Source organism: Kitasatospora sp. NBC_00315, assembly GCF_041435095.1.
Taxonomy (GTDB): domain Bacteria; phylum Actinomycetota; class Actinomycetes; order Streptomycetales; family Streptomycetaceae; genus Kitasatospora.
In genome coordinates this window covers 2,632,900-2,655,035 of the sequence record NZ_CP108025.1, presented here as the reverse complement: position 1 = coordinate 2,655,035, position 22,136 = coordinate 2,632,900, and the positions used below count along the sequence as shown (strand labels likewise).

The 22,136-nt window shown below is 73.2% G+C and carries 19 protein-coding genes; 6 read left to right on the top strand and 13 right to left on the bottom strand.

Annotated features, from left to right (window positions below):
- The first annotated feature begins 320 nt into the window (after positions 1-320).
- From OG823_RS10575 to OG823_RS10560, 4 genes are all read left to right on the top strand, one after another.
- Positions 321-1,727 carry a Cys-Gln thioester bond-forming surface protein gene (locus OG823_RS10575; protein WP_371479213.1) on the top strand — a complete coding sequence of 469 codons (1,407 nt, stop codon included), beginning with the start codon at positions 321-323 and terminating at the stop codon, positions 1,725-1,727.
- A 246-nt stretch (positions 1,728-1,973) separates the two neighbouring features.
- The gene (gene ettA / locus OG823_RS10570; RefSeq protein ID WP_371479211.1) at positions 1,974-3,638 is read left to right on the top strand and encodes an energy-dependent translational throttle protein EttA; all 1,665 of its coding nucleotides are present in this window, start codon (positions 1,974-1,976) and stop codon (positions 3,636-3,638) included.
- A 158-nt stretch (positions 3,639-3,796) separates the two neighbouring features.
- A complete protein-coding gene (locus tag OG823_RS10565) occupies positions 3,797-4,246 on the top strand; it encodes an acyl-CoA thioesterase (protein WP_371479210.1) in 450 nt (149 codons plus the stop codon).
- 218 nt (positions 4,247-4,464) lie between these two features.
- Positions 4,465-5,208 (top strand): hypothetical protein, encoded by a 744-nt coding sequence (locus OG823_RS10560; RefSeq protein WP_371479209.1) that lies wholly within the window; start codon positions 4,465-4,467, stop codon positions 5,206-5,208.
- A 66-nt stretch (positions 5,209-5,274) separates the two neighbouring features.
- Here OG823_RS10560 and OG823_RS10555 read toward each other — a convergent pair whose 3' ends face one another.
- The 10 genes from OG823_RS10555 to OG823_RS10510 form a co-directional block, all read right to left on the bottom strand.
- Positions 5,275-5,676, bottom strand: a complete 402-nt coding sequence (locus OG823_RS10555; RefSeq protein WP_371479208.1) for a globin — start codon at positions 5,674-5,676, stop codon at positions 5,275-5,277.
- Positions 5,677-5,853: 177 nt separating this feature from the next.
- Positions 5,854-7,023: an ABC transporter permease gene (locus OG823_RS10550; protein WP_371479207.1), complete on the bottom strand. Its 1,170-nt coding sequence runs from the start codon at positions 7,021-7,023 to the stop codon at positions 5,854-5,856.
- A complete protein-coding gene (locus OG823_RS10545) occupies positions 7,020-7,937 on the bottom strand; it encodes an ATP-binding cassette domain-containing protein (protein WP_371479206.1) in 918 nt (305 codons plus the stop codon). The genes OG823_RS10550 and OG823_RS10545 overlap by 4 nt, the downstream gene beginning before the upstream one ends.
- Positions 7,938-8,131: 194 nt before the next feature.
- The gene (locus OG823_RS10540; protein ID WP_371479205.1) at positions 8,132-9,445 is read right to left on the bottom strand and encodes an FHA domain-containing protein; all 1,314 of its coding nucleotides are present in this window, start codon (positions 9,443-9,445) and stop codon (positions 8,132-8,134) included.
- Between the two features lie 57 nt (positions 9,446-9,502).
- Positions 9,503-10,858: a VWA domain-containing protein gene (locus OG823_RS10535; RefSeq protein ID WP_371479204.1), complete on the bottom strand. Its 1,356-nt coding sequence runs from the start codon at positions 10,856-10,858 to the stop codon at positions 9,503-9,505.
- A gap of 104 nt (positions 10,859-10,962) precedes the next feature.
- The gene (locus OG823_RS10530; protein ID WP_371479203.1) at positions 10,963-12,366 is read right to left on the bottom strand and encodes a PP2C family serine/threonine-protein phosphatase; all 1,404 of its coding nucleotides are present in this window, start codon (positions 12,364-12,366) and stop codon (positions 10,963-10,965) included.
- Between the two features lie 3 nt (positions 12,367-12,369).
- A complete protein-coding gene (locus OG823_RS10525) occupies positions 12,370-14,883 on the bottom strand; it encodes a tetratricopeptide repeat protein (protein ID WP_371484414.1) in 2,514 nt (837 codons plus the stop codon).
- A gap of 5 nt (positions 14,884-14,888) precedes the next feature.
- The gene (locus tag OG823_RS10520) at positions 14,889-16,262 is read right to left on the bottom strand and encodes a hypothetical protein (protein WP_371484412.1); all 1,374 of its coding nucleotides are present in this window, start codon (positions 16,260-16,262) and stop codon (positions 14,889-14,891) included.
- A 61-nt stretch (positions 16,263-16,323) separates the two neighbouring features.
- The gene (locus OG823_RS10515) at positions 16,324-17,280 is read right to left on the bottom strand and encodes a transporter substrate-binding domain-containing protein (protein WP_371479202.1); all 957 of its coding nucleotides are present in this window, start codon (positions 17,278-17,280) and stop codon (positions 16,324-16,326) included.
- A gap of 35 nt (positions 17,281-17,315) precedes the next feature.
- Positions 17,316-18,770, bottom strand: a complete 1,455-nt coding sequence (locus OG823_RS10510) for a hypothetical protein (protein WP_371479201.1) — start codon at positions 18,768-18,770, stop codon at positions 17,316-17,318.
- Positions 18,771-19,039: 269 nt separating this feature from the next.
- Here OG823_RS10510 and OG823_RS10505 point away from each other — a divergent pair, with 269 nt between their 5' ends.
- Positions 19,040-19,612, top strand: coding sequence for a nucleosidase (locus OG823_RS10505; protein ID WP_371479200.1), 573 nt, complete (start codon positions 19,040-19,042; stop codon positions 19,610-19,612).
- Between the two features lie 129 nt (positions 19,613-19,741).
- Here OG823_RS10505 and OG823_RS10500 read toward each other — a convergent pair whose 3' ends face one another.
- The 3 genes from OG823_RS10500 to OG823_RS10490 form a co-directional block, all read right to left on the bottom strand.
- On the bottom strand, positions 19,742-20,164 hold the full coding sequence (locus OG823_RS10500; protein ID WP_371479199.1) for a hypothetical protein: 423 nt from the start codon (positions 20,162-20,164) through the stop codon (positions 19,742-19,744).
- 256 nt (positions 20,165-20,420) lie between these two features.
- Positions 20,421-20,915 (bottom strand): hypothetical protein, encoded by a 495-nt coding sequence (locus OG823_RS10495; RefSeq protein WP_371479198.1) that lies wholly within the window; start codon positions 20,913-20,915, stop codon positions 20,421-20,423.
- A gap of 14 nt (positions 20,916-20,929) precedes the next feature.
- The gene (locus tag OG823_RS10490) at positions 20,930-21,385 is read right to left on the bottom strand and encodes a multiprotein-bridging factor 1 family protein (protein WP_371479197.1); all 456 of its coding nucleotides are present in this window, start codon (positions 21,383-21,385) and stop codon (positions 20,930-20,932) included.
- A gap of 186 nt (positions 21,386-21,571) precedes the next feature.
- On the opposite strand from OG823_RS10490, the gene OG823_RS10485 reads away from it, so the two are divergent.
- Positions 21,572-22,117 (top strand): RNA polymerase sigma factor, encoded by a 546-nt coding sequence (locus OG823_RS10485; protein ID WP_371479196.1) that lies wholly within the window; start codon positions 21,572-21,574, stop codon positions 22,115-22,117.
- Positions 22,118-22,136 lie beyond the last annotated feature (19 nt).

The following is a 22,136-nucleotide window of genomic DNA, read 5'->3' as shown; positions in this document are numbered from 1 at the left end:
CAAGTGTGCCGATCGAGATACTTCTTGACCTATCGAAGGCGCAATTCCGGGCTCCGTCGATTCCTCGGGAGATGCTGGCTGATCGTCAGAAGAAGCGGACGATCTCGGGGTTGATAACGATACAGATACGGTATCGTCCGGATTCGGCACGGTGGTTTGCGCGCCCTCGCGGCTCAATATGATGCCTATGGTTCACACAAGTGCAGCGGCGCCGCAGGGGCGTGGCAATGCAGGGCGGGCTGCCATCGGCATCGCCCGGCCCGGAGGGATCACACATGTTCCACAGGCAGCGGGGGGCTCTTCCCCGTATAGCTACTGTCATGCTCACGTCCACCTTGGTCGTCGGCGGGAGCCTTCTGGGCACCGGCTCGGCGACGGCCGCCGACGGCGCGGGGGCGGGGGTCACCGCCGTCCTGCAGCCGACCATGGAGAGCGAGGAGATCTCGGTCGAGCCCGGTCGCACCGAGGAGGGCGGTCTGTTCACCCTCAAGACGGCGGACGGCACGATCCAGACGTACTGCATCGACATCGACCACGGTGTCCGGCTCGACAAGAGCGTGGAGTACCAGGAGGCCGACTGGAAGTCGAGCTCGCTCGGCGGGGCGGCCAAGGCGGACGCCGCGGCCAAGATCCGCTGGATCCTGGAGAACTCCTACCCCAAGGTCACCGACCTCACGGCGCTCGCCAAGACCGTCGGCGCGGACAAGCTCTCCAAGCAGGACGCCGCGGCCGGCACCCAGGCCGCGATCTGGCACTTCTCGGACGGCAAGACCCACGCCACGCCGAAGAACGCGAACGCCGCGAAGCTCACCGCCTACCTGGTGGGCGACACGAACAAGGGCATCGCGGCCGAGCCGAAGCCCTCGCTCACCATCGCCCCCGAGGCCGTGGCCGGCAAGACCGGCGACAAGCTCGGCCCGTTCACGCTCAACAGCAGCGCCGACGAGGTCAAGCTGTCGGTCTCCGGTGACACCGCGGGCAAGGCCGCCCTGGTCGACAAGGACGGCAAGCCGGTCGGCGCCCTGAAGGGCCCGATCGCCAAGGACACCCAGTTCTTCCTGGCCGTCCCGGCCGACGCGGCCGACGGCTCCGCCACCGTGAGCGCCTCGGCCAGCACCGTGGTGCCGACCGGCCGGGTCTTCCTGAGCAAGGGCTACACCACCGAGAGCCACAGCCAGACCATGATCCTGGCCGGCTCCAGCAAGCTCAACGTCACCGACACGGCCAAGGCCACCTGGACCAAGGCCAAGGGCGCGATCCTCGCCGCCACCTCCGAGGTCGACTGCGCCCAGGGCGGCGTCGAGGTGACGGTCACCAACACCGGTGACCAGCCCGCGACCGTCACGGTCCAGCCGGGCACCTCGGTCACCGTGCAGCCGGGCAAGTCCGGAAAGGCGCTCGTCCCGGTCGCCGAGGACACCGCGTACGACATCAAGGTCTCCGGGCCCAACGGCTTCGCCCAGGAGTTCAAGGGCGTCCTGGACTGCAAGGTCACCAGCGTGACCACCCCCTCGGCCTCGCCGTCGGCGACCGCCTCCGCCTCCGTTCCCGCCGGCACCAAGGCCACCGCCAGCGCCTCCGCCACCCCGGGCGGCGGTCTCGCCGCCACCGGTGGCAGCAGCGCCACCCCGGTGCTCGCCGGTGTCGCCGGTGCGCTGGTCCTGGCCGGTGGCGCCGCGGTCTTCGTCCTGCGCCGTCGCGGTCGCCACAGCGGCAACGCGGCCTGATCCGCGGTACACCCCCGCCGGCGCGGCCCGAACCGCGCCGGCGTGCCGACCCGGAGTGACGCTCCGCCCCGGTGCTCGTGTCCGACGGCCCGGTCCTGCGCGAATCGCGCGCAGGACCGGGCCGTCCGCACGCGGCGGGCCGGGCGGACCGGGGCCGCTACCACGGGCGTTCGGGAGGTCCGGCCCGGTGCGGCACAATGGAAGGCTGCAAGCCGAATACTCCCGACGACGCCGGAGCGATCTCACGTGGCGGAATTCATCTACACCATGCGCAAGCTGCGCAAGGCCCACGGCGACAAGGTCATCCTTGACGACGTGACGCTCAACTTCCTCCCCGGGGCGAAGATCGGCGTCGTTGGCCCCAACGGCGCCGGCAAGTCCACGGTGCTGAAGATGATGGCCGGCCTGGAGCAGCCCTCCAACGGCGAGGCCTACCTCTCGCCCGGCTACTCCGTCGGCATGCTCCTCCAGGAGCCCCCGCTCGACGAGACCAAGACCGTCCTCGAGAACGTCCAGGACGGCGTTCGCGAGGTCAAGGGCCAGCTCGACCGCTTCAACGAGATCGCCGAACTGATGGCGACCGACTACTCCGACGAACTGCTCGACGAGATGGGCAAGCTCCAGGAGAAGCTGGACCACTCCAACGCCTGGGACCTCGACGCCCAGCTGGAGCAGGCCATGGACGCCCTGGGCTGCCCGCCCGGCGACTGGCCGGTCACCAAGCTCTCCGGTGGTGAGCGCCGCCGCGTGGCCCTCTGCAAGCTGCTGCTGGAGGCCCCCGACCTGCTGCTCCTCGACGAGCCCACCAACCACCTCGACGCCGAGTCGGTGAACTGGCTGGAGCAGCACCTGGCCAAGTACGCCGGCACCGTTGTCGCCGTCACCCACGACCGGTACTTCCTGGACAACGTGGCGGGCTGGATCCTTGAGCTCGACCGCGGCCGGGCGATCGGCTACGAGGGCAACTACTCCACGTACCTGGAGGCCAAGCAGTCCCGCCTCAAGGTCGAGGGCCAGAAGGACGCCAAGCGCGCCAAGCGGCTCAAGGAGGAGCTGGAGTGGGTCCGCTCCAACGCCAAGGGCCGCCAGGTCAAGTCCAAGGCCCGCCTGGCGCGGTACGAGGAGATGGCGGCCGAGGCCGACAAGATGCGGAAGCTGGACTTCGAGGAGATCCAGATCCCGCCGGGCCCGCGTCTGGGCAGCATCGTGGTCGAGGTGAACAACCTCTCCAAGGGCTTCGGTGACAAGGTCCTGATCGACAACCTGAGCTTCACCCTGCCGCGCAACGGCATCGTGGGTGTCATCGGCCCGAACGGCGCCGGCAAGACGACCCTGTTCAAGATGCTGCTCGGCGAGGAGCAGCCGGACGGCGGCTCGATCAAGGTCGGCGAGACGGTCAAGGTCAGCTACGTCGACCAGGGCCGCGCCAACATCGACCCGAAGAAGACCCTGTGGGCCGTCGTCTCCGACGAGCTGGACTGGATCAACGTCGGCCAGGTCGAGATGCCGTCCCGTGCCTACGTCTCGGCGTTCGGCTTCAAGGGCCCGGACCAGCAGAAGCCGGCCGGTATCCTCTCCGGTGGTGAGCGCAACCGCCTCAACCTGGCGCTCACCCTCAAGCAGGGCGGCAACCTGCTGCTCCTCGACGAGCCGACCAACGACCTCGACGTCGAGACGCTCGGCTCGCTGGAGAACGCCCTGCTGGAGTTCCCCGGCTGCGCCGTGGTCATCTCCCACGACCGGTGGTTCCTGGACCGGGTCGCCACCCACATCCTCGCCTACGAGGGTGACAGCAACTGGTTCTGGTTCGAGGGCAACTTCGACTCGTACGAGAAGAACAAGATCGAGCGGCTGGGCGCCGACGCCGCCCGCCCGCACCGGGCCACCTACAAGAAGCTGACCCGGGGCTGATCACCGCGTGAGGAGGCCCGCCGTCGGGGCACGCCGCCCGACGGCGACCTTCTCGCAACGCCGGCCCGGCAGGCTTGCCCCATGGGGCGGTCTGCCGGGCCGCCGCCCGTAGGCTCATCGGAGACCGACGGGGCACCGGAAGTTTGAGGAGAACGCCTGTGGCACGCCACATCTACGCCTGCCCGCTGCGGTGGTCCGACATGGACGCCTTCGGGCACGTCAACAACGTGGTCTTCCTGCGCTACCTGGAGGAGGCCCGGATCGACTTCATGTTCACCCAGGCCGCCGAGGCGGGTGCCGGGGAGTTCGCGGGCGGCTCCGTGGTGGCCCGGCACGAGATCGACTACAAGCTCCCCCTGGTGCACCGGCCGGAGCCGGTCACCATCGAGACCTGGGTCACCCGGATCGGCGCCGCGTCGCTGAGCGTGTCGTACGAGGTCAAGGACACCGCCGAGGACGGCACCGAGACGGTCTACGTCCGGGCGTCGACCGTCGTCGTCCCGTACGACCTGCAGGCCGGCCGGCCGCGCCGGATCAGCGCCGTGGAACGCGACTTCCTCGGCCGTTTCATGGATGCCGAGAAGCCCGCGGCCGCCGTCGCGGCCTGACCGCCCCCGACCACCGCGGCCACCTGCGCCGTGCAGCCGGGCGCGCGGCCGCGTGCGGACTCCTCGCCCTGCGGCTGGCGCGTCCCGCGGCAAGGAGCCTCTCCGGGCCGCCGCGAGTGCGTCCGATCGCGCCGTCGTCCGGGTGGGGCGCGGCGCCGTCCGGGGAGAACCCGGCGCCGTCCGTCCGCCACGTATCGCCGATCCGGAGTGAGCCACCGTTGACCAGTACCGCCCGCCTCGTCCTCGGCGACGCCGGGGAGGCCGCCGATCTCGCCGCCTTCCTGGTGCGACTGTTGCGCTTCGACCGGGCGGCGGCGGTGCGGCTGCAGGCCGTCGGGCAGGGCGGCGGGCAGGCCGGCGGGCAGGCCGGGCGGCTCCCGGCGCAGGAGGAGGCGGCGCCGGGCGTGCTCGCCGTCTTCGGGCGGCTGCCACTGGGCAGCTCGGGCGCCGTGGCCGTCCGGACGGCTCGGCTGGCCGGGCCGCTCACGCCGGTGGACCGCACGGTCTCGGCGGGACGGCTGCTGGACGACATCGACGACGGCGCGAACACCGTGACGCTTCCCGCGCCGGTCACCGGCCCCGCCTGGGCCGGCCTGCTGCCGCCCCGGACGGGCTGGCGGCTGCTGGCCGCGCCACCGGCCGTCGAGGTCGTGCCCGAGCTGACGGCGGCGGTGCGCGAGTTCAGGGAGCGCAGCGAGGCGGTGCCCGAGCACCACCGCACCCGCGCCGTACTGGACGCTCTGGCGGACGAGATCTGGTCCCGCCCGCTGACCGCGGTGCCCGCGCTGCCGCTGCGCGCCGCCCACGCCTCGTACGTGATCGGGTTCCTGAAGCCGGCCGCGCCGCTCACGGTGCACCGGGCCGGAGCGTGGCTGCGGCTGAGCGCGCCGGCAGGGTCGGTCGCGGTCCGGACGGTCTCCGCGCCGGGGGCCGGGCTCGGGCTCAGCCCGCTGCGGGGCTGACCGCCGGTCGTCCCCCGTCACCGGGCCGGCCGTCACGTGTGTGACGGTCGGGGCGGTCGCGCGGTGTCAGCCGGCGGTGTTGATCATCGAGGCGGCGGCGTAGGTGAGGTAGTCCCAGAGCTGGCGCTCCGCGTCCGGCGCCAGGGCGAGTTCGTCCAGCGCCGTGCGCATGTGCCGGAGCCAGGCGTCGTGCGCGGCGCGGTCGACCTTGAACGGCACGTGCCGCATCCGCAGCCGGGGGTGTCCGCGCTGATCGCTGTACGTGCGGGGGCCGCCCCAGTACTGGATCAGGAACAGGGCGAAGCGCTCCTCGGCCGGGCCGAGGTCCTCCGGGTACATCGGGCGCAGCAACTCGTCCCCGGCGACGCCCTGGTAGAACCGGTGCACCAGCCGCCGGAAGGTCTCCTCGCCGCCGACCGCGTCGAAAAAGGTCTCCTCGCTGCGTGTGTCATGCCCGATCTCAGTCACCCGACCATGGTCGCAGACGCCGTCGGGGTCGTACACCAGGACTTTCGGCGTACGACCCCGACCGCGCCAGGAGGCACTCAGCGGGAACTCACCGGACGCTCAGCGGGAACTCACCGGGCGCTCGTCGACCGTGCGCCGGGCGTCCGTCGGGGGCCCGACAGGCACCCGGCGCACCGCTCAGGCGTCCTCCCAGCGGAAGAAGCGGGAGGCGATCGCGGTCAGGACGGCGGCGAAGAGCAGCAGTCCGCCCATGGTGGGCAGCGCGTCCGACAGTCCGCCGCCCCGGCTGAGCACCGCCTGGGAGGCGGTGACCATGTGCTTCAGCGGGAAGGCGTCGGAGAGCGTCTTCAGCCAGGTCGGGGCGTCGTCCATCGGGAAGAACGACCCGGAGAGGAAGGACATCGGCAGCACGATGATCTGCGAGATGCCGTTCGCCGCCTCCTCCGTCTTCGCCAGCGATCCGGCCAGCAGGCCGATCGACATGAAGGCGATCGTGGCGCAGATCACCAGCGGGATGATCAGCCACCAGCTGCCGGTCAGCTTCAGCCCGAAGAAGGGCGTGGTCGCCACCCCCAGGAACACCGCGGTCTGGGTGAGCGCGGTGAGGATGCTCACCGCGACCCGCGAGGAGATGATCGCGACCGGGCTCACCGGCGCGAGCCGCAGCCTGCGCAGCACCTTCTTCTGGCGCCAGGAGACCAGCGTCAGCGAGGCCCCGAAGACGGCTCCGGTGGCGACCGCCCAGCCCAGCAGGCCGGGGGTGAGGAACTGGATCGGCTTGAGCGAGTTGTCCTCGACCTGGGCCGCGTCCAGGGTGAAGGCGGCCGGCTTGCCACTGGCCTCCTGGTTGGCCTGCTGGATCACGGCGTTCACGATGCCCTGCACGCTGGCGGCGCGGACCTGGTCGGCGGCGCTGAAGCGCAGCTCGATCCGGCCGTCCGGACCCTGCTGGACGAGTGCGTCCAGCTCGCCCTTCTTGACCTTGGCCAGTGCCCCGGCCGCGTCGTCGGTCCTGGTGATGCTGAGGACCTTCTCCAGCTCGGTCCGCCCGTCGCCCTGGACCGAGTCCAGCAGCTGGACGGCGCCGACCTGGGCGACCTTGGCGTGCGGGCTGCCGGCGCCCTTGAGCAGGGTGCCGAAGAGCAGCAGGAACATCAGCGGGAAGAGGATCACGAAGAAGACGGCCGTGCGGTCCCGCACGAACGCCACGATCATCACCCGGGAGAGGCTGCGGAAGGCGCTGACCCGCTCGTCGGCCGCACCGGGCCGGGCACCGCCGGGGCCGGCGGTGCGCTGGGCGGGGACACTGCCACGGTCGGCGGCGGTCGCCGTCTCCTCGGCGCTCATGCGCGGTACTCCCGTCCGGTGAGCTGGAGGAAGACGTCCTCCAGGGTGGCGCCGCGTACTTCCAGGCCACGCAGGGCGCCGTGCTCGGCGAGCACGGCGAGCACCGGTGCGGGGGCGCGGGTGGCGACCGTGAGCGAGACGCCGTCGTCCTCCACCGAGGCGCTCTCGGCGCCGGCCGCCGTGAGCAGCTCGCGGGCGGACTCCAGGGAGAGCACGCCGGACTCCACGCTGACCCGGACGGTGTCGTCGATGTCGCGTACCAGTGCCGCGGGTGCCCCGGTCCGCAGCACCTTGCCGTGGTCCATCACCGAGACGCGGTCGCAGAGGATCTCGGCCTCGTCCAGGTAGTGGGTGGTGAGCACGACGGTCCGGCCCTCGCCGTTGATGTCGCGCAGCAGGTCCCAGAGGTTGCGACGGGCCTGCGGGTCGAGCCCGGTGGTGGGCTCGTCGAGGAAGACGAGCTCCGGATCGTGCGCCAGCGCGCAGGCGATGGACAGGCGCTGGGCCTGGCCGCCGGACATCTTGTCGGTCATGGCCGAGGCGGACTCGGCGAGCCCGACCCGTTCGAGCATCGCGTCGGCCCGCTTGGCACCTACCCCGTAGAAGGACGCGAAGGTGCGGATGGTCTCCCGCGCCGTCAGCTTGTTGAAGAACGCGGAGGCCTGGAACTGCACGCCGATGCGCGGCAGCAGCTCCTTGTTACGAGGCCAGGGCGACAGCCCCAGCAGCTCGACGCGGCCCTCGTCGGGCTGGCGGATCCCCTCCAGGATCTCCAGAGTGGTGGTCTTGCCGGCCCCGTTGGGCCCCAGGATTCCGTAGAACTCGCCAGTCTCGACGGTGAGTGACACCCCGTCGACAGCCTGGACATCCCCGTACCGCTGACGTATGCCGTCGGCGGTGATAGCTGCAGTCATGTGCCCTGACAGTAGGGGAGGGGCACGTTCGCGGCAGCACTCTGTGCGATTTTATTGAAGATCGTTCGCATCCCGCGCCGGAGTGCTCCGGCCGGCCCGCGGCCGCGGGGGCCGGCGGTGGGCCGGCGCCCCGTCGGCCTCGGGACCGCGACCGGGACCGGGCCGCTGTGGCCCGGCCCCGCAGCGGGGATCTCTCAGGAACGGTGCAGCGTGATCGTGGTCCAGGCGCCGACGTGCACGCGGTCCCCGTCGTTCAGCGGGATAGCGGTGTGCGGGGCGACCGACTCCGCGCCGCCGTTGACCGTCGTGCCGTTGGTGGAGTCCTGGTCCACCAGCACCCAGCTGCCGTCCGCCTGCTCGGCCAGCAGCGCGTGCTGGTGCGAGGCCCCCGGGTCCTCCGGGGGCACCGAGAGATCGATCTCCGGCACGGTGCCGCGCTGCTGGCTGCGCCGGCCGATCCGCAGCTGGCCCCGCCCGGTCAGCGGGATCCGCCGCTCCGGGCAGTACGGCGGGAAGAACAGCCCGGCGGCCTCGGGACCGCTGCGCGCCATCATGTCGGTGAAGTACTCGCGGTCGGCGGAGACCACCGCCATCCAGGTCCCGCGGGTCTGCTCGGCCCCCGGGGAGGCGACGCCGTGCGCGGGGGTCCGCGCCGAGCCCGGGACGAGCGGCGGGGCGAGCTTGAAGGAGGTGCCGAACTCCTCACCCTGCGGGGTCGGCCCCGGCTGCGCGTAGACCGGGCCGCCGGCCGACTCCTGCGCACCGGGGCGCTCGAACCCGTCCGGCTGCCGGTACCCGCCCGGCTGCTCGTACGGACGGCCGGGCTCCTGGTACCCGCCGGGCTCCTGGTACGGAGCGGGTTCGGGGTAGGCCCCGGGCTGCTCGTAGCCGCGCTGCTCGTACTGCGGCTGCTCGTAAGGGGCCTGCTCGTACCGGGGCTGTTCGTACGGCGCCTGCTCGTACGGCGCGGGGGGCTCGTACGGCGCGGGCTTCTCGAACGTCGGCCGCTCGTACGGCGCGGGCTTCTCGTACTCGGCCCGCGGCTCGTAGGACGACGGCTGCGGGTAGCCGTACCCGCCGGAGGGGGCCCCCGGCTGCTGCGGCCGGGGCGGCTGCTGGGCCTGCTGGGCCTGCTGGGCCTGCTGGGGTGCCCGGGTACCGCCGTACGCGGCCGGGATGCCGCCCGGCGCCGCGGGTGCCGGTGGAGCCGGGGGCGCGAGGCTCGCGGGCGCCGGCGCGGGCGGTTGGCGGCGCGAGGGGGAGGAGAGGTCGTAGTCGTACCCGCACTCCTCGCAGTACCGGCCGGTCTGCGGGCTGCGGCAGATCGGGCAGACCGTGAGCCCCTCGGTGACGTCCGGGAACGCCCGGGCCGGCGCGGGAGCGGGCTGCGCCGGGGCGGGCGCGACCCGGCCCGGTACGGCCAGGCCGGGCGGCGGTGTCATCGGGAAGCCGCAGAAGTCGCACCAGTCCTCGGCCTGCGACTCATGGCCCCTCGGGCAGATCGGCATCAGGTCCCCCCTCGTTTCCAGCCTGTTGGGGCCGCTTCCGGCCGGGCGTGCGCCCGGTCACTTCTTGACGCGAACGGTCTTGGTCGACCGGGTCTCCAGGGTCATCGAGTCGGCCTCGCTGACATCCTTACGAAACCGAACCGTACCCTCCTTCGGATCCACCACATCCACCACCTTCTGCAGCAGTTTGAACGTGCCCTCGTTGCCGATCGCGTGGGCGATCCGCACGGCGGCGCCGAGCTTGGCCGTCGCCCGGTCCAGATCGCCCGCGCGGTGCGCGGCCAGGCCCTCCTGGATCGAGGAGGCGAGCTCGGCCTGCCCGGTGTAGTGGGCGACCTGCGGGCTGATCCGGGTGGAGGAGGCCAGGTCGTCCGTCCAGACGGCCTTGACCAGACCTTGGGAGAGCACCTCGGGCGCCGCCCCGCCCGGTTGCGGCAGCACCAGGCTGATCCGGGCGGCGAGCATCACGTTGCCGACGCCCGCGGCCGGCACCTCGATGCAGACGTGGTAGTCGCGGCTCTCGTCGCCCCAGGAGCCGGTGGGGTAGTCACCGGCCCTCGGGCCGGCCTCGGCCCGGCGCCCGGTGAGGTCCTCGACGCTGGGGGCGACCTGCTTGACGAACTTCACCACGGCGTTGGCGGGCGTCCAGACCCGCAGGGCGACGTCCGCGACCTGCTTGCCCATCGCGTTCTCCATCATCGAGCGGAAGTCCTCGACCAGGCCGGACGGCTCCGCCACGATGTCGACGCTGCCGAGCAGGGCGGAGGAGATCTTCCGCAGCTCGGCCACCTGCCAGTCGGTGCCCACCCCCCGGCAGTCGGCGGTGAAGTGGCCGGTCACCCGCTCGATCGCGCGGTCGAGGTCGGCGGCGCTCTCGTGCTCGTTCTTCCCGTCGGTGAGCAGGATCGCGTGCCGGATGGGGATGTCGCGCCGGGTCAGGAAGAGCCGGTCGGCCTTGGCCAGCCACCCGCCCATCGCGGTGCCGCCGCCGGGGGTGAGCCGGCGCAGCGCCTCCTTGGCCGCGCTCCGGGTGGCGGGGCCGGCGATCGCCAGGCCGCCGTCGCCGGGGTAGACCTCCTTGGCCTCGTGGGTGCCGGCCACCACCGCGAACGCGACGCCGTCGCGGACGGTGTCGATGGCGGCGGCGGTGGCGTCCCGCGCGCCGCGCATCTTGCTCGCGGGGTACTCCATCGAGCCCGAGCAGTCGACCATGATCACCACGGCCGAGGACTGCGCCGCGCCGTCGCCCTGCGGACCGGCGTCGGTCGGCAGCGGACGGCCGCCCGAGGTGCCCCCGCCGGTGGCGGTCACGGTGACGATCGCGTTGACCTCGCGGGCGCCGTCCGCGAGGAACTCGTTCTGGAAGATGTCCACGTCGAACCGGGGCAGATTCGACTTTGCCAGAGTGGCCATGGCTCGGGGCTCCTGTCGGATGGTCGGGACGTCCAAGGACGCGGGTGGCCGCACCGGACGCAGCGGACGCGCCGGGCTGTCCGGCGCGTCCGGTGCGGCGGCGCTCAGCGCGCGGGCGCGTGCTGCGGCGGCGCGGGTACGGCGGGCGGCGCCGCCGGGGGCACCGGCTGGACGGGCTGCGGCTGGACGGGCTGCGGCGGGACGGGCGGTCGCGGGGGGAGCGGCGGCAGCGGTGCCCGCGGCGAGCCGATCACGGGGATGTCCGGCAGGGTGTCGTCGTGCTCCGGCGGTTCGGGTTCGGCCGGGGAGCCGGTCACCGGCAGGTCCGCCACGGTGGCGGCGTGCCCGGTGCCGGCCAGATCGGTGGCGGGCAGGACCGGCAGCACGGCGACGGTGATGTTGTCGTGGCCGCCGGCCTCGATGGCGAACGTCACCAGCGTGCGGGCCGCCGCGAGCGGATCCGTCCGGGCGTCGGAGCGTACGAGGTACGCGAGGTCGGTGGCCGCCTCGGCGTAGTTCCACAGTCCGTCGGTGCAGACCAGCAGGACGCCGGGCACGTGCGGGGTGAAGTCCAGGGTGTGCGGGACGACCTCCTCGGCGTCGGCGCCGAGCCAGCCGGTGATCGCGTGCGCGCGCGGGTCGGCGTACGCCTCGGCCTCGGCCATCAAACCGGCCTCGACCATCCGGGCGGCCCAGGAGTCGTCCTGGGTCAGCCGGAACGGCTCGGCCGAGACCCGGTCGTCGGGGATCCAGTACGCCCGGGTGTCGCCCACCCAGCCGATGGTGACCCGGCCGGCGGCCGCGACCGCGCTGACGTAGGTGCAGGCCGGGGCGTTGACGTCGGGCCGGGCGGGCGAGCCGCCCTCCTCGGCCAGGGCGGCGACCGCGCGGGCGGCCTCGGCGATCGCGGCGCGCATCGCGACGGTCGGGTCCTCGCCCCGCTCCAGCGCCGTCAGCAGGGCTTCGGAGGCGCTGTCCACGGCGGTCTCGGAGGCCTCGTCGGGCCGGTCGGAGGAGGAGACGCCGTCGCAGACCACCGCGACCACGGCGGGGACGCCCCCGGGCAGCGACGTGGCGGCGACGGTGAAGGAGTCCTCGTTGCGATGGTGGCGCACACCCCGGTCGCTCACCCCGGCGACGCCCGCGAGCACCTTCTCCATGTGGTCGCGCGGGCGGGGCTGGGCACCGCCGCAGGCTTCGCAGTACCCGTCGGTGGTGACCTGCGGCGCGCCGCAGTGCGCGCAGTCCACGCCCGGCACCAGGCCGGGGCCGGGGCGCTGGGCCAGGCTCATCCGCAGGGTCGGCGAATCCCCGGCGGCGGCCCGATCACCGGCACCGGCCCGCTCACCGGCACCGGCGGAGGCGGTTGCCGGGCCCGGACCGGCGACCCAGCCGGCCGGCATCGCCCTCGGTCCCGGGTCGTGGCGGCCGGTGCCGCAGGCTCCGCAGTACACGTCCTGCGGATCCAGCGGCTCGGAACAGCTCGGACACACGGTCTGCTGCGGCATTGGTTACACCCACGTCCTGGGGCGGGTCCGGTTGGCCCGTTCCACCATCTCGATCCTGACCTGCGCCCGGTCGGCCAACCGGGCGAGTACCCGGTAGGAGTGTTCCAGGGCGAAGCGCAGTTCCCGTTCGGCGACGGGTTGTCCCAGCACGGTGAGCTCCCCGCCCTCCGCGCCGGGGCGGCCGGCGAGCACCCAGCCGAGCGCGGCGCCCAGCACCTCGACGGCGAGTTCCTCCCGCCGCCGGTCGTCCAGGCCGAGCCGGGTGAGCTGGTCGGAGCAGGCGCCGAGGTCCCCGCCGAGCGGATCGGTGGCGGGCCGCTCGCGCAGCCGGGCCCGGACGGCGCCGATCCGGGCGGCGGTGTGGTGGCTGGAGGTGGCGGGCACCGACTCCAGCGCTCGGACGGCGTCCGCGCGCTCCCCGGCCGCGAGCCGTACCCGGGCCAGGGCGAAGGCGGCGCTGACGTAGGCGTGGTCGGTGGTCCACACCAGGCGGTAGAACTCCGCGGCGTCCTCGCCGTTGCCGAGCAGTTCGGCGCAGACACCGAGCGCCAGCTTCGGCGCGGCCTCGCCGGGGAAGGCGTCGTAGAGCGCGTCGAACGCCTCGGCGGCGGCGGTCAGCTGCCCGGTGCGGGCCGTGCCGGTCGCGCTGCCGGCGGCCGTCAGCGCGGCCAGCCCCCGGTACCAGACCACCCGCCAGTCGCCCTGGTGGTCGCTCTCCAGCGCGGCGAGCGACTCCTGCGCCTCGGCGGCGTGGCCGAGTTCGAGACGGGCCCGCAGCTCGCGCAGGGTCCGCTCGACCGACTCGGCGGGGGCGCCGGCGAGGGCGGTGAGCGCCTCGTCCGGGTCCGTGGCGATCAGCGCGGCGAGGAACCCGGCGTTGGGGTCCTCGGGGTCGACCCGGGGGACGGGCAGTGCGAGGGCGGCGGCGGCCGGGTCGAGCGGGGTGACCCGAAGTTCGCCGGGTGTCGTGGCGAGCGCCACCAGCTCGGTGTCGACGACCCGCAGTTCCGGTCCGAAGAGCGTGGACAGCGCGGGCCGCGGCCGGTCGTCGCGCAACGCCAGGATCTCCCGCAGCACGCCGGTCAGCTGGTCGGCCATCTCCTCGGCGGAGGAGAACCGGCGGGCCGGATCCGGGTCGGTGGCGCGGAGCAGGAAGCGGTAGTACGACTCGTACGCGGCGAAGAGCGGGACGTCCTCGGGGCCGGGCAGCTCCTCGCGGTACGTGGTGCTGTAGCCCTGGAAGTCGAAGCTCAGCACCGCGAGGGTGCGGGCCACCGTGTAGAGGTCGGAGGCGGGGGTGGGGCCGTCGGTGGCGATCTCGGGCGCCTGGTAGCCGACGGTGCCGTAGATCGGGCCGTCGTCGTCGAGGCGGCGGACGGCACCCATGTCGATGATCTTGAGCGAGTCCTCGCTCTGGATCACGTTGTCGATCTTGAAGTCGCAGTACACCAGCCCCCGGCTGTGCAGGTGGCCCAGCGCGGGCAGCGCCTCCAGCGCGTACGCGATCGCCTGCTCGACCGGCAGCGGCTCGCGCCGGCCGTCCGGGGTGCGGCGCTCGTCGGCGATGTCCTTGAGCGACTTGCCGCCGACGTACTCCATCACGATGTAGCCGTCGGTCGAGCCGGTGCGCGGGTCGGGGTGCTCGGCGAAGTTGATGATGCGGACGATGTTCGGGTGGTCCACCTCGGCCAGGAAGCGGCGTTCGGCCACGGCCACCGCCAGCGCGTCCTCGTCCCCGGTGTCCAGCAGGCCCTTGAGCACCACCCACTTGTCGTTGACGCGGCGGTCGACCGCCAGGTAGATCCAGCCGAGGCCGCCGTGCGCCAGGCAGCCCAGCACCTCGTACTGGCCGCCGACCAGGTCGCCGCGCCGCAGCTTGGGCGTGAACGAGTAGGGCGTGCCGCACTGGGTGCAGAAGCCCTCGGGCCGGCCGGGCGCGCCGTTCTTCTCCCGGCCCACCGGGGCGTCGCACCTGGAGCAGAAGCGCTTGCGCTCCGGCACCTGCGGGTCGGTCAGGACGGCCTGGGAAGGGTCCTGGCCGGGCACGGTCGGGACGGTCACCAGGCCCGCGCCCAGCCGGCTGCGGGTGGCGGCGCTGCCGCCGGCCCGGCTGCTGCGCACCGACAGGGAACGGCCGCTGCCGGTACGGGTCGAGCGGTGCGCGCGGGAGCGGCCGGACATCGAGCGCGCGGAGCCCGTGCGGGAGGTGCGCAGCGAGCGCGAGGACTCCGGGGCGAGCCGGGCCGAGGGCAGGTGCGGCCGCCCGGGGCCGGGCCCGGCCGGCTCGGCCGCCAGACCGCACTCGTCGCAGTAGCCGTCCGGGTCGATCGTCCCCGGGCAGTCCCGGGTGCAGGCCGATCCCGGGCCGCCGGCCGGCTCCGCGCCCGGCTCCCCGGACGCCTCCGGGCCGCCGACCGGTACGGCCACGGCCGGCGCCAGCCCGCACTCGGTGCAGAACCCGTCCTCGTCGATGACCCCGCCGCCGGTGCAGTCCGGCCGCGCACACGCCTCGCTCATGGAACTCACGCCCCCTGCCCCTCGCTCCGACCGTCGTCCGGTCCGTCCTGTGATCCGCCGCCGGGCGGTCGGGCGCTCTCGGCCACCGGCCGCAGGGACTGCTGGAAGCGGGCCACCGCGCCGGCCGCCGCCCGCAGGTCGCACGGAGCGCTCCAGAGCAGCCAGCGGGCCTTCTCGTAGCGCTCGATCACCTCCGGGTCCTCGGCGACCCGCAGCCGGGCGGCCATCGCCTTGTACGCGTCCAACCGCCCGCGCAACTCGGCCCGGACGGCCAGCGGCTGGGTCACCTCGGTGAGCGCCTGCCGGGCCCGGCCGAGCTCCTTGGCCGCGGCGTCCTCCAGCTCGTCCAGCAGCGGGGCCAGCCGGTGCCACTGCCCGCTCTGTCGCAACTCCAGTGCGAGCACGACGCGTTCGCGCATCGCCGAGGCGGGCCCCGGCACCGCGGGCACCTCGGTGGCGGCTATCTTCGCCAGCACCTCGCCGCGTGCCCGGCGGGCCTCGGTGAGCGTCGCGTCGGCCCGCCGCAGCAGGTCGCCGACCTGCTGCAGGCGCTCCTCCGCGTCGTCCCGCAGCCTCAGCAGGCCCTCCAGTTCGAGCCGGATGCCGTCCAGTGCCCGGCCGGCCCGGTCGAACCGCTCGGTGTCGACCATCCCGCCCGCACCGGTCGGCGCGCTCCCCTCCGGGGCGGTGCCGCGCTGGGCCGGCACCCGGGAGGGCCGCCACAGGGCCAGCGGGTCGGCCAGCACCTCGGCGCGCAGCTCCGTCAGCGCGGCGTCCAGTTCGACCAGGTCGTCGCCGATCGGGTGGGCGCCGGCCCGTACGCCGAGCGAACCCGCCAGGCTCTGCACCCGGCGCAGCTCGGCCAGCAGCAGGTCGATCCGGGCGGGCAGCGCGGACCAGACGGCGTCGGCGGCGTCGACCACGTCCAGCACGGTGGCGTACCAGCCGTTCATCCGGTTCATCAGGTCGGCCAGGCTGACGTGCTCGACCAGCCGGGCCGGTGCGCCGAGCCGGTGCGGGCCGTCCGGCAGCGCGCCGCCGGGGACGGCCACGGCCGGCCCGCTGAGCAGCTCGTTCAGTTCGGCCAGCTCGGGTGCGCCCGGCCTCGCCCGGCGGGCCCGCACGGCCCGGGCCGAGGCGAGCGCCTCGGAGTAGCGGTCGAAGAGCGCCCAGAGCAGCGGCAGGCCCTGCCCGGCGACGGACCAGCGCTCCTCGGTGCGACCGGCCAGCGAGGCCCCCTCCAGCAGTCGGCGGCCCGGGTGGTCCTGCAACGAGAGCAGGGCCGCCTCGACGGCGTCGCGCTCCGCGCCCAGGCGTGCCAGTGCGCGGTCCACCTCCTCCCGGTTCATCGCCGGACCGGCAGATCCTGCCACCGCCACGTCCTCTCTCTGCGCTCGCTCGGCCATCGGTGTTCCGTCAGGGGTGCCGCACGCCGGGGCCTCACGGCCGGAACTGGTCGGCGTCGTCGTGCATGGTGGGCTTGAGCCACTTGTCGTAGGCGGCCCGCCACCCCCCGCTCGCCTGGTAGTCGGCCAGTACCTGGTTGACCCGGGCGACCAGGTCGTCGTTGCCCAGTTTCATCGCCACGCCCATGTAGCCGGGCCGGACCCGCTCGTCCAGCATGGTGACGGTGGTGTCCTGGGCGGCCTGCCCGGCGGCCAGGCCGTCGTCGGTCATCGTCGCGTCGACCTTGCCGAGCTGCATCAGCACCAGGCAGTCCAGCTGGTTCTCGACGGAGACGAGCGTCGAGCCGCGCGGGTTGGCCTTCAGCTCGTCCTCGGCCGAGGAACTGCGCGCCGCGCAGGACGTCCTGCCCTTCAACGCCTCGTCGAAGGTCTTCACGCCCGCCGCCTTGGGCACCAGCAGGCGGTTGGAGGTCTTGAAGTACGGCTTGGAGAAGGCGACCTGGCCGAGCCGGTCGCAGGTGATCGTCATGGTGCGGACGATCATGTCGACCTTGCCGTCCTGGAGGAACTCGACCCGCTCGGCCGTCGGCACCGCCTTGAAGGTGATCCTGGAGGGATCGCCCATGATGGCCGTGCCGATGGCCTTGGCGAGGTCGATGTCGAAGCCCTCGATCTCACCCGTGGACGGGTTGCGCGCCCCCCACCGGTAGCTGTTCTGGTCGACGCCGACGACCAGGCTCCGGTTGTTCCTGATCGCCTGGACGGCGGGGCCGTCCTGGCGGCTCGCCGGCACGCTCTTCGTCACGTCGCAGGTCGGATCCGCCGCCGGCGGGCCCTGCTGCGCCGCCTGCACACCGCCCACGGCGGCCGGCAGCACGGCCCCCCGCGGGCTTCCCGCGCCGAGCAGGCCGGCCGCCGCCGTCAGCAGCGCCACCGCCGCCACCGCGCGGCCCCGGGCGCCGATTCGTCCCCGTACCGTTCCTGTGGTCATCTCCCGCCCCTTCACCACGTCCGCCCCTCCACCGGTCACCGGTACTCGGCCAGTCGGCGGCCGAGGCCGCGCACCGCGCTGACCGCCGCCAGCAGGGCGAGCACGCCCGCACCGGCCGCCAGGGTCTCCAGCAGGGCGGCGGTACCGCTCGCGGACTGCCTGAACCTCGCCTGCTCGATGACCGCCGCCTTCTCCAACTGCAGGTCGGTGGCGGCGAAGGAGGCGTCCGAGGTGTTCGGGACGTCGGCCTCCCTGACGGTGATCGTGGCGTCCACCGCGCCCTGGTAGTCGCCGTCCGAGGACTCCTTGGTCACCGCCGCCGCGTGCCGGGCGAACCAGGTGGCGTACTCCGTGCGGGCCCGGGTGAGCGCCTCGGCGGCCTCGGCGGGGGCGAGGCGCTGCGCGTCGGCCAGCGCCCCGCCCTGTCCGGGGCGCCCGTCCGGCGCCGCCTTGCCGGTCAGCTCCTCGGTGGTCGCGGCCCAGAGGTCCGCGTAGATGGTGCTCGACCCGCGGGCGACCAGGTGCAGGTTCTCCGCCAGTCGGGCCGTCAGCACGTCGACCCGGGCGGTGTTCAGCGCCTCCAGCGGCACCGAACCCGCCTGCTTGGCCCGGGCCAGCCGGTCGTTGACCACCCAGCTGCCGCCCGCCAGGAACAGCAGGGCGGCCAGCACGGCGGCGGTCGCGCCCACCAGACCGATGTTGAACACCCGGTTGGTCCGCCGGAACAGCACCCTCTGCACCAGTACCAGCGCGGTCAGTGCCACCAGTCCCAGTCCGTAGGCGGCCCACGGCGCGGCGCCCGCCTCGGCGTAGTCCCGGGCCAGCGCCCGGTCCTCCTCGGCGGCGAGCTTCGCGGCCGCCGGCAGCAGGGTGCCGCGCATCTGCTGCGAGGCGTACCGCAGGTAGGCGCCACCGAGCGGGAAACCCTGCCGGTCGTTCGCCCGGGCGGTCTCCACCAGGCCGGCGTAGGTGGGGATGCCCTGGTTGAGCGAGGAGAGCCACGCCTGGGCGGGGGAGGAGGCGGTGGTCCGCGCCGCCGCCTCGGTGATCAGTCGGGAGGCGGTTGCCAGATCGTCCTCGTAGCGCTGCCGGACGGCCTTCGGTTCGGCTCCGGCGAGCAGGAAGCCGGTCGCCGCCGTGGTGTCGGCGTCGGCGAGCGAGCGCCGGATGTCGGCGGCCGTCTGGCTGAGCGGCTGACTGTAGGAGACCACCCGCTCCGCCGCCCGAGCGCGCGAGTCGACCTGCCAGAGCGTCAGCGCGCCGAACACCGCGGCGAGCACCGCCAGCAGCGCCCCCGCGAGCCGCAACCGCCCCGGCGCGGAGTGCCGGGCGTCGGCCACCCGGCGCAGCCGTGTCCGCGGACGGCTCGCGGCGACCGACCCGGGCGCCCCCGTCGAGGGGCCGGCCGGCGGGCGGCCGGGCCGCACCGCGGCGGCGCCGGTCGCGACCGATTCAGGACCCTGCTCCTCCGTACGTACCGGTGTCGCCACCGCCCCACCCTCCCCAGAGCCCCCGGCCCGCGTACGGGGCCCGGTCGTTGCCAGCAGTATGGCCGCCGGTCGTGACAGTCACACCGGACTTGCGCCGATCTTGAGCTTCGGCCCCGTGGCCCGCCCCGCTCCCCGTGGCGGGCCGTGCCGGGGGCGGTCCCGAACAGGGCGACGCGGGATGCACCCTATGCGGTTGCGGTACCGGTCAGGCCAGGAGGGGGTGAAACCGACACTTCCGGTCATCCGGGCGCGCTCCGTACCATGGCGCCATGCGTCTGCTCGGAACGATCTCCCCCGACCGCCCGCTCCTCGTCGTCGCCGTCCAGGAGGAGGCGGCGTACCTCGGCGAGGGCCTTCCCGTGCTGCTCACCGGGATAGGGAAGATCAACGCGACTGCCGCGCTGGCGACCGTGCTGGCCGGTGGCGACCGGCCGTCGGAGATCGTGAACCTGGGGACCGCCGGGGCGCTGCGCCCGGGCTGGGCCGGCACCCACGAGATCGGCGAGGTGCTCCAGCACGACATCGACACCCCGGTGCTGCGCGCCCTGACCGGCCGCACCTACGGCGCCCCGATCACCGTCGGCGAGAAGGGTCCGACGCTGGCCACCGGTGATCTCTTCGTCTCCGATCCCGCGGCCCGTGAACGCCTGGCCCGCAGCGCCGACCTGGTCGACATGGAGGGGTACGCGCTGGCGACCGTGGCCGAGCGGGCCGGGGTGCCGATCCGGCTGGTCAAGCACGTCAGCGACGAGGCCGGGGCGGGCGCGGACCGCACCTGGCGCGAGTCCGTCGACACCTGTGCCCGCGTACTCGCGGACTGGGCCCACGACCGGGGCCTGTGAGCCTGTGAGCCGGGGGCCGCGCGGGCCCCGTCACCGTCCGGCGTGCCACTCCCGGCATCCGCCGGAGCGGCGTGAAGGGGGCCGGCCCCGGGTGGGACCGGCCCCCTTCACCGTGCTTCGGGTGCCGGGTCAGGCGGCGATCTGCTGCCCGGTCAGGGCCGGGACGAAGACGTCCAGCTCGGCACGCCAGTAGCGACCGACGTTCAGGCGGGTCGGGGTGGCCTCGCCGGGGAACTGGAAGCGCAGCGAGCTCCAGAGCGGGTTGCGGCGCACGTCGCTGACGAGCAGGCGGGCCTGCTCCAGCGGCACGACGTGGACGATCTCCTGCGGGCGGTTGGAGATGCGCGAGGCACGGTGCACCACGACCACGCGCTCGGTCAGCGTCACGTAGTAGTACTTGACGAGGAGCTGGCCGATCAGGCCCAGGGCGTTCATCAGCCACGGGCTCGGCCCGGTGATGCTCTGGAACGTGACGACCGGGCGGTCGTTCGGCTCGATCGACGCGATCGCCTGGGCGACCTGCTCCTGGATGGTGGACTTACGGATCGCCATCGGGCGTGCTCCCCTGTGTGGTTCGAGACCCGCCCGAGAGAACCGGGCCGGGCCGGGAGAGCGTAGTGACGGTGCTTTCCGGGAGCAACGGCCAAATCGGGCAATACGACCGGCCCGGGAAATGTTCATCGGACCGATACACGGTGTCGGGCGTGGTGCTTTCGGATCCGCCGCCCGGTGTGGGTCACCGCGCGTACACCGTGCACGCCCGGGACCCGTGGTGCGCCCGGTGCTTGTGGGGCTCCTGTGCACTCGCTCAGCGGTGTCCCGGCGGGCCGGGCGGCCGGGGGCGGTTGCCGGGTGACGGTCGGTCCGGCCCGGGCGGTCCGCAGAAGCCGAGCTGCCGGCAGAGCGACTCCTGGACGAGGGCGTTCCACTCGCGGGTGAGGTCGGCGAGGTCGGCGCGGGCCCTGGCCGCCTCCTCGTTGGCGAGGTTCAACTCCTGATGGACGGCTTCGAGCAGGCGAAGCAGCGCGTCGGACGTCTCGTCATCCTCCGGTTCCCGGCGGGTGGGACCGCCCTGCCGCGCCGTGACCTGGGCGAGCTGCCGCTCCTCCCGCGCCCGGGCCCCGGCGAGCCAGCGGCGCACCCGGGCCAGCGCGAACTCCGTGACGGACAGGGTGACGACGGCGAGGCAGCCGAGGGCGGGGATCCAACGGGAGTCGTAGGAGCCGGCCACGATCGAGGCGATGCCGCCGATCGCTGCGGCCGCGCGCAGACCGTCGGTCGTCCTCGGCGGGATTCTCGGCATTTCTGGCCTCACCTCTACATGTGCGCAGCGCCTCCCCCGCGACTTTCGTGCCCGCTCTCCCGCTGCAGGGTGATTCCCTGCGCAATGGTGGCGAGGAGGAATTTTCGGATCACGGGGTGGGTGACACCCCAGCTGTCCAGTGCTTCTTCGGGAGTGATGGGTGATCGTACACCCCGACCGAGATCGTTTGCGGAATCCTCGGAAACAATCCCGCCGCGCACCAGCAGCTCGTGCAGGTCGACGTGCACCACCTGGGCAATTCGCTGGAATTGGGAGGGTCTCGGAAGCGTTTCGCCGCGCAGCATGCGGCCCACCGCAGAAGCGCTCATTCCGGTCTCCCGGGCCAGTGCGAGGCGCCCGCCGGTCCCCGGGGTGAGGTCGTAGCCGGCTCGTTGCGCGGCCTCGTGGACGACGGCCCCGAAGCGTTGGGCCGGGGTGGTCGCGTCCGAGGTGTCACCTGTCAACTGCATGGCGCGCAGGCTATCGCGTGTGCCTTCGGCAGGCGTGCGCTTGCATGCTCGCAAGCCCCCGTTCTCTTCATCATCACAGGTCATTGCTTCTTGATGAGATGCGGACGGGTCAATTCCATGGAATCGCTTGCACGCCTGCACGTGGCCTCCTAACGTGGCAGCCCTTCCCCACGAAGGAGGTCCGGCATGACTGTCACGCCGGCGCTGATCGAGGCCGCCAAGGCCGGCGACAGCGCTGCCTGGACCGAGCTGTATCGGCTCTATCAGGGTCGAGTGCTGTCATTCCTGACGCGACGCACCGGGAATCGCGCACTGGCCGAGGATCTGACCCAGGACACTTTTGTCAGGGCAATGGCGGGAATCGGCGGATACCAGTTCACCGGCACCGACATGGGGGCCTGGATAATCACCATCGCCCGTAATCTGATGCTCGACCACGACAAACGGCGCTCGACCCGTCGGGAGTCGGCCTTCGAGACCGTCGCCGACACCGACGCGGGTATTCGGGTGGAGGATCTCGTGATGGCGATCGTCGAGGCCGACCGGGTATTCGCGGCGCTCTCGGCCCTGAACGACCACCAGCGGACGGCGGTGACACTCCGCTACTGGGGCGGTCTGAGCTCCAAGGAGATCGCCACCCGGATCGGCCTGCGGGTCGGCGCGGTCAAGACCCTCACCTACCGCGCCCGGGTCAACCTCCGCCGCACGCTGGCCGAGGAGCCCTCGCCCTGAGCGCCGGCCGGCGGCGGCC

What these genes read in the sequence shown, in the direction of transcription:
- OG823_RS10575 (WP_371479213.1), top strand. Translation starts at nt 321, where the DNA reads ATGCTCACGTCCACCTTGGTCGTCGGCGGGAGCCTTCTGGGCACCGGC.
- OG823_RS10540 (WP_371479205.1), bottom strand. Translation starts at nt 9,445, where the DNA reads ATGCCGATCTGCCCGAGGGGCCATGAGTCGCAGGCCGAGGACTGGTGC.
- OG823_RS10535 (WP_371479204.1), bottom strand. Translation starts at nt 10,858, where the DNA reads ATGGCCACTCTGGCAAAGTCGAATCTGCCCCGGTTCGACGTGGACATC.
- OG823_RS10515 (WP_371479202.1), bottom strand. Translation starts at nt 17,280, where the DNA reads ATGACCACAGGAACGGTACGGGGACGAATCGGCGCCCGGGGCCGCGCG.
- OG823_RS10495 (WP_371479198.1), bottom strand. Translation starts at nt 20,915, where the DNA reads ATGCCGAGAATCCCGCCGAGGACGACCGACGGTCTGCGCGCGGCCGCA.
- OG823_RS10525 (WP_371484414.1), bottom strand. Translation starts at nt 14,883, where the DNA reads ATGAGCGAGGCGTGTGCGCGGCCGGACTGCACCGGCGGCGGGGTCATC.
- OG823_RS10545 (WP_371479206.1), bottom strand. Translation starts at nt 7,937, where the DNA reads ATGACTGCAGCTATCACCGCCGACGGCATACGTCAGCGGTACGGGGAT.
- OG823_RS10500 (WP_371479199.1), bottom strand. Translation starts at nt 20,164, where the DNA reads ATGGCGATCCGTAAGTCCACCATCCAGGAGCAGGTCGCCCAGGCGATC.
- OG823_RS10490 (WP_371479197.1), bottom strand. Translation starts at nt 21,385, where the DNA reads ATGCAGTTGACAGGTGACACCTCGGACGCGACCACCCCGGCCCAACGC.
- OG823_RS10550 (WP_371479207.1), bottom strand. Translation starts at nt 7,023, where the DNA reads ATGAGCGCCGAGGAGACGGCGACCGCCGCCGACCGTGGCAGTGTCCCC.
- OG823_RS10485 (WP_371479196.1), top strand. Translation starts at nt 21,572, where the DNA reads ATGACTGTCACGCCGGCGCTGATCGAGGCCGCCAAGGCCGGCGACAGC.
- OG823_RS10505 (WP_371479200.1), top strand. Translation starts at nt 19,040, where the DNA reads ATGCGTCTGCTCGGAACGATCTCCCCCGACCGCCCGCTCCTCGTCGTC.
- OG823_RS10530 (WP_371479203.1), bottom strand. Translation starts at nt 12,366, where the DNA reads ATGCCGCAGCAGACCGTGTGTCCGAGCTGTTCCGAGCCGCTGGATCCG.